The sequence below is a fragment of the Nocardioides sp. genome, from assembly GCF_035703625.1.
In the GTDB taxonomy this organism is placed as follows: Bacteria; Actinomycetota; Actinomycetes; order Propionibacteriales; family Nocardioidaceae; genus Nocardioides.
Window position 1 is genome coordinate 1 of sequence record NZ_DASSXS010000077.1, and the last position, 4,610, is coordinate 4,610.

Genomic DNA, 4,610 nt, shown 5'->3' on the forward strand with positions numbered 1-4,610 from the left:
CCGTCGGGGTTGGCGACCGGGACGAACCACAGCTCGGTGGTGTCGAGGAGCCGCGTGATCTGGTCGTCGCTGCCGTAGTTGTCGATGTAGTGGTGCATCAGCCGCCGCACCATCTCGGGGGTGATCCACTCGCGGGCGTGCTGCGCACCGAGGTACATCACCGCCGGCCGGGAGCCGTCGGCGACCTGGTTGGCGTTGTTGGTGACCTTGACGGCCAGCATCTCCTGGCCCTGGACCGTGGTCCCGAACGGAACCAGCTTGGCGAGCCCAGGGTTGGCGGCCGCTGTGTCGCGCAGCTCGTCGGCGATGCCGCCCGGCTCGCTCCACGAGCGGAACCCCTCGTAGCCGGCGTCGTTCTGCGCCGCGGCGACCAGTGAGGCGGGCTTGCCGTTGATCCGCTTGACCGACAGCTCGACGCCGTCCTTCGCCAGGGCGGCCGCCTGCCGGCCGTTCATCACGACCTCGACCGCGACCTTGCCGTCGGGCGCCTGACCGGTGGCGACGTCCTCGTGGTCGAGCCCGGCGAGGGCCAGCTTCCCGAGGTCCGAGGGGTCGACCTGGCCGACGTACACCTCCAGCCCCCGACCGCTGCGTTCCGCGGCTCGGCCGGGCTCGGCCTGGGACGTGGCGGGGGCGCCCAGGCCACCGAGGACGACGAGGACGACCAGGCATGCGAGGACACGTCGATGCATCAAGAGCTCCCGAGAATGAGATGCGCAGCCACCCTCCGTGGCCGCAAGACAACCTACGTGACGTGGCTCACATGTCAAGGTCCCTAGGCTGGACCTCGTGGACACCGACGCCGTACTGACCCTGCTGCAGGATGTCGCGGACGAGGTGATCAGCCCGAGGTTCCGCGACCTCGCCTCCGAGGAGGTCGTGGAGAAGAACCCCGGCGACCTGGTCACGGTCGCCGACCGGGAGGCCGAGGCCCTGATCACCAAGGCCCTGACCGCGTCCTACCCCGACGCCCTGGTGCTGGGCGAGGAGGCCGAAGCGGGTGACCCGACCCTCGAGGAGCGGTATCGCGCGGCCGATCACGCGTTCACCGTGGATCCCGTCGACGGCACCCGGAACTTCGTCCACGGCTCTCCCGACCACGCGGTGATGGTGGCCGAGATCCGTTCCGGCGCCGTGGTGCGGTCATGGATCTGGCAGCCCCAGCACCAGCTCTCCTACGTCGCCGAGCTGGGCGCCGGCGCGTGGCGCAACGGCGAGCGGCTCGAGCGACCGCCACTGGGCGAGGCGCTGCGCGGCGTGACGTCACGACGGTCCTGGGTCGGCCGCGCGCTCGGCGCGCTGGCCAAGCTGGACCTCACCTGGGTGTGCTGCGGCGTCGACTACCCGAAGCTGGTCGAGGGCGCCGCCGACTACGCGCTGTACCACAAGTCCAGCCCCTGGGACCACGCTCCGGGGTCGCTGCTGCTCTCGGAGGCCGGATGCTTCCTCGGCACGTCCGACGGGGTGACCTACGCCCCCCAGGCGCCGCGTCCGGCCGGCCTCGTTGCCGCGGCCGACCGGACGACGTACGACCTGGTGCAGGGGCTCCTGTCAGACCTTCCCGGCAGGTGACACCGGGTCCGTTGCGCCGTGGGCGTCGCGGACGACGCGGTCGTGGCGCAGGGACGTTCCGCGGGTCTCCTTCGCCACCAGCACCGCGATGACGCTGATCACCGAGGCGATCGAGACGTAGACACCGATGCCGGTCGGGTCGCCGTCGTTGGCCTTGAGGATCGCGGTGGCGATGATCGGGGCCAGGGCGCCGGCGAAGATCGACGCCAGCTGGTAGCCCACGGAGGCGCCGGTGTAGCGCACCGAGGTGCCGAACAGCTCGGAGAAGAACGCCGCCTGCGGGGCGTACATCAGGGAGTGGAAGAACAGCCCGACCACCACCGCGAGGAACACCTTCCCGGAGCTCTGTGACTCGATCAGTCCGAAGAAGACGAACGACCACACACCGACGCCGACGGCTCCGGCGAGGTAGAGCGGGCGGCGCCCGACCCGGTCCGACAGCGCCCCCAGCGCGGGCACCAGGCAGAACTGGATGGCCGCACCGATGAGCAGCATCTTGAGGATCAGGTCCGTGCCCACGCCCAGGAAGTCGGTCGCGTAGGCCAGCACGACGATGGTGAAGATGTAGTAGGAGATGTTCTCCGCCATCCGCATCCCCATCGCGATCAGGACCTCCTTGGGGTAGGTCTTGATCACCTCGACCAGCGGCATGTGGGACTCCGCCTGCTTCTTCTCCGCGATCTCGGCGTGAGCCTCCTTGAACACCGGCGACTCCTCGATCTGGAGCCGCACGTAGAGGCCGATCAGCACGAGGACCGCGGACAGCAGGAACGGGATCCGCCAGCCCCAGGCCTCGAAGTCCGCGTCGCTCTGCAACGCCGCGAGCGCGAAGAGGACGCCGGTGGCGAGGAGGTTGCCCAGCGGCACCCCGGCCTGCGGCCACGAGGACCAGTAGCCGCGGCGAGCCTCGTCACCGTGCTCGGCGGCCATCAGGACCGCGCCACCCCACTCGCCGCCGACGGCGAAGCCCTGGGCCAGCCGGCAGACCAGCAGCAGGATCGGGGCGGCGATGCCGATGGTGGCGTACGTCGGCAGCAGTCCGATCGCGAACGTCGCGACTCCCATCAGCATGAGCGCCGCGATCAGCATCTTCTTGCGACCGACCCGGTCACCGAAGTGGCCGAAGACGATGCCGCCGAGCGGGCGGGCGGCGAAGCCGACGGCGTACGTCCCGAACGCGAGCAGGGTCGCGTTGACCGGGTCCGCCTCCGGGAAGAACAGCGTGCCGAACACCAGTGCGGCGGCCGAGCCGTAGAGGAAGAAGTCGTACCACTCGACGGCGGTGCCGACGAGGCTGGCGAAGACGACCTTGACGATCGAGCGGTTGGAGCGTTGCTCGACCGGGAGTGACTGGGTGGACATGTTCTTCCTTTCAGGCGGCGGTCCAGCCGCCATCCATCACGAACGCCGATCCGGTGATCGAATCGGTCCCTGGGCCACAGAGGAAGCAGACCAGGTCGGCCACCTCCGTGGGCTCGACCAGACGTTGCACTGGCGTCTTCGCCAGCAGTACCCGGTCGAGCACTTCTGATTCACCGATGCCGTGGGTCCGCGCCTGGTCGGCGATCTGGCCTTCCACGAGCGGGGTCCGCACGTAACCGGGGCACACGGTGTTGCTGGTGACGCCGCGCCCGGACCCTTCGAGCGCGATGACCTTGGAGAGCCCTTCGAGCCCGTGCTTGGCGCTGACGTACGCCGACTTGTACGGCGACGCGCGGTGGCCGTGGACGCTGGAGATGTGGACGACCCGACCGAAACCGCGGTCGTACATCCCGGGCAGCAGCCGCCGGGTGAGCCGGAACGGAGCCTCGAGCATGAGCCGGTGGATCAGGCGGAACCGATCGGGCTCGAAGTCCTCGAGCGGGGCGACGTGCTGGATACCGGCCGAGTTGACGAGGATGTCGGCGTCGACGTCGAGGGCGTCGATCGCGTCACCGTCGGTGAGGTCGATACCGGCGTGGTCGCCCCCGATGGTCGCCGCCACGTCGGCGGCCTGCTCCTCGTCACGGTCGAGCACCGTGACCTGCGCGCCGAGCTCGGCCAGCCTCGTCGCCACTGCCGCCCCGATGCCGCTGGCACCGCCGGTCACCAGGGCACGGCGACCGTCGAGCGTGGAGGCGGCAGGGGGCTGTGGCATGCGGCACACGTTAGGTGCAGGTGCACAAATGGCGACATGTCCCGCACACACACAATCGGTCCAACAATGTGTGGGAGACGGCAACCTGGGCACACGTGGGGACCCCTGACCCGTCTCACCCGATCGGAGGGCGGACGTGAGTTGCCGCCGACCTCGGGCGGGTGGTTCGCTCGGCGCCGATGACTCCCGACCTCAGCGACCAGCAGCTCCTGGACCACTTCCACCGCCAGATCCGGCTGGGCGGCCGGGAGGACGAGCCGACCCCCGGCATCGTGCAGGACACCGACGGCCCGGTGGTCCGTCGCTACCCGGAGCACCCCGGCGCGTCGTACTGCATGGTCGAGTGCCCCCGGGGCCTCGGCGACGACCCGGGCCACTGGATCGACCGACAGGTCGACTTCTTCACCGGACGGCGCGAGAAGGTCGAGTGGAAGACCTACTCCTACGACCAGCCCGCCGACCTCACCGACCGGCTCATGGCGGCCGGCTTCGTGGCCGAGGACCCCGAGACCCTGGTGCTCGGCGAGGTCGGTGGGTTGATCCACGACGTCGAGCTTCCACCGGGCGTCCGGATGCGGGCGGTGACGAGCGACGCCGACCTGGCCCGGATCGATGACCTGATGAAGACGATCTGGGGACCGGGTCGGGGCGACGGATCGCTGAGGCGGGAGATGCAGGCCAACCCAGACGCCCTGGACGTGGTCGTCGTCGAGGAGTCCGCGGAGGGGCCCGTGCTCTGTGCCGGGTGGCTGCGCTACTCGACCGGCACCGACTTCGCCAGCATGTGGGGCGGCTCGACGCTGCCCGAGTGGCGGCGCCGGGGCCTCTACCGCGCCACCGTCGCCCACCGGGCCAGGCTTGCCCGCGAGCGCGGCTACCGGTTCATGCGGCTCGACACCTC

At 70.1% G+C, this 4,610-nt stretch carries 5 protein-coding genes; 2 read left to right on the forward strand and 3 right to left on the reverse strand.

Annotated features, from left to right (window positions below; all coding sequences use genetic code 11):
* Window positions 1–692: M14 family zinc carboxypeptidase (locus VFN12_RS03985; RefSeq protein ID WP_325117295.1), on the reverse strand; the 692-nt coding region annotated here is incomplete at its 3' end.
* 97 nt (window positions 693–789) lie between these two features.
* On the opposite strand from VFN12_RS03985, the gene VFN12_RS03990 reads away from it, so the two are divergent.
* A complete protein-coding gene (locus VFN12_RS03990; RefSeq protein ID WP_325117296.1) occupies window positions 790–1,572 on the forward strand; it encodes an inositol monophosphatase in 783 nt (260 codons plus the stop codon).
* On the opposite strand, the gene VFN12_RS03995 is transcribed toward VFN12_RS03990, so the two are convergent.
* Both VFN12_RS03995 and VFN12_RS04000 read right to left on the reverse strand, forming a co-directional pair.
* On the reverse strand, window positions 1,552–2,934 hold the full coding sequence (locus tag VFN12_RS03995; RefSeq protein ID WP_325117297.1) for an MFS transporter: 1,383 nt from the start codon (window positions 2,932–2,934) through the stop codon (window positions 1,552–1,554). The genes VFN12_RS03990 and VFN12_RS03995 overlap by 21 nt on opposite strands.
* 10 nt (window positions 2,935–2,944) lie before the next feature.
* The gene (locus VFN12_RS04000; protein ID WP_325117298.1) at window positions 2,945–3,709 is read right to left on the reverse strand and encodes a 3-hydroxybutyrate dehydrogenase; all 765 of its coding nucleotides are present in this window, start codon (window positions 3,707–3,709) and stop codon (window positions 2,945–2,947) included.
* A gap of 179 nt (window positions 3,710–3,888) precedes the next feature.
* On the opposite strand from VFN12_RS04000, the gene VFN12_RS04005 reads away from it, so the two are divergent.
* Window positions 3,889–4,610 (forward strand): GNAT family N-acetyltransferase (locus VFN12_RS04005; protein ID WP_325117299.1); only part of this gene is annotated, 722 nt, incomplete at its 3' end.

Bases quoted from the DNA above. Each gene is read 5' to 3' on its own strand.
- VFN12_RS03995 (WP_325117297.1), bottom strand. From the start codon at position 2,934: ATGTCCACCCAGTCACTCCCGGTCGAGCAACGCTCCAACCGCTCGATC.
- VFN12_RS04000 (WP_325117298.1), bottom strand. From the start codon at position 3,709: ATGCCACAGCCCCCTGCCGCCTCCACGCTCGACGGTCGCCGTGCCCTG.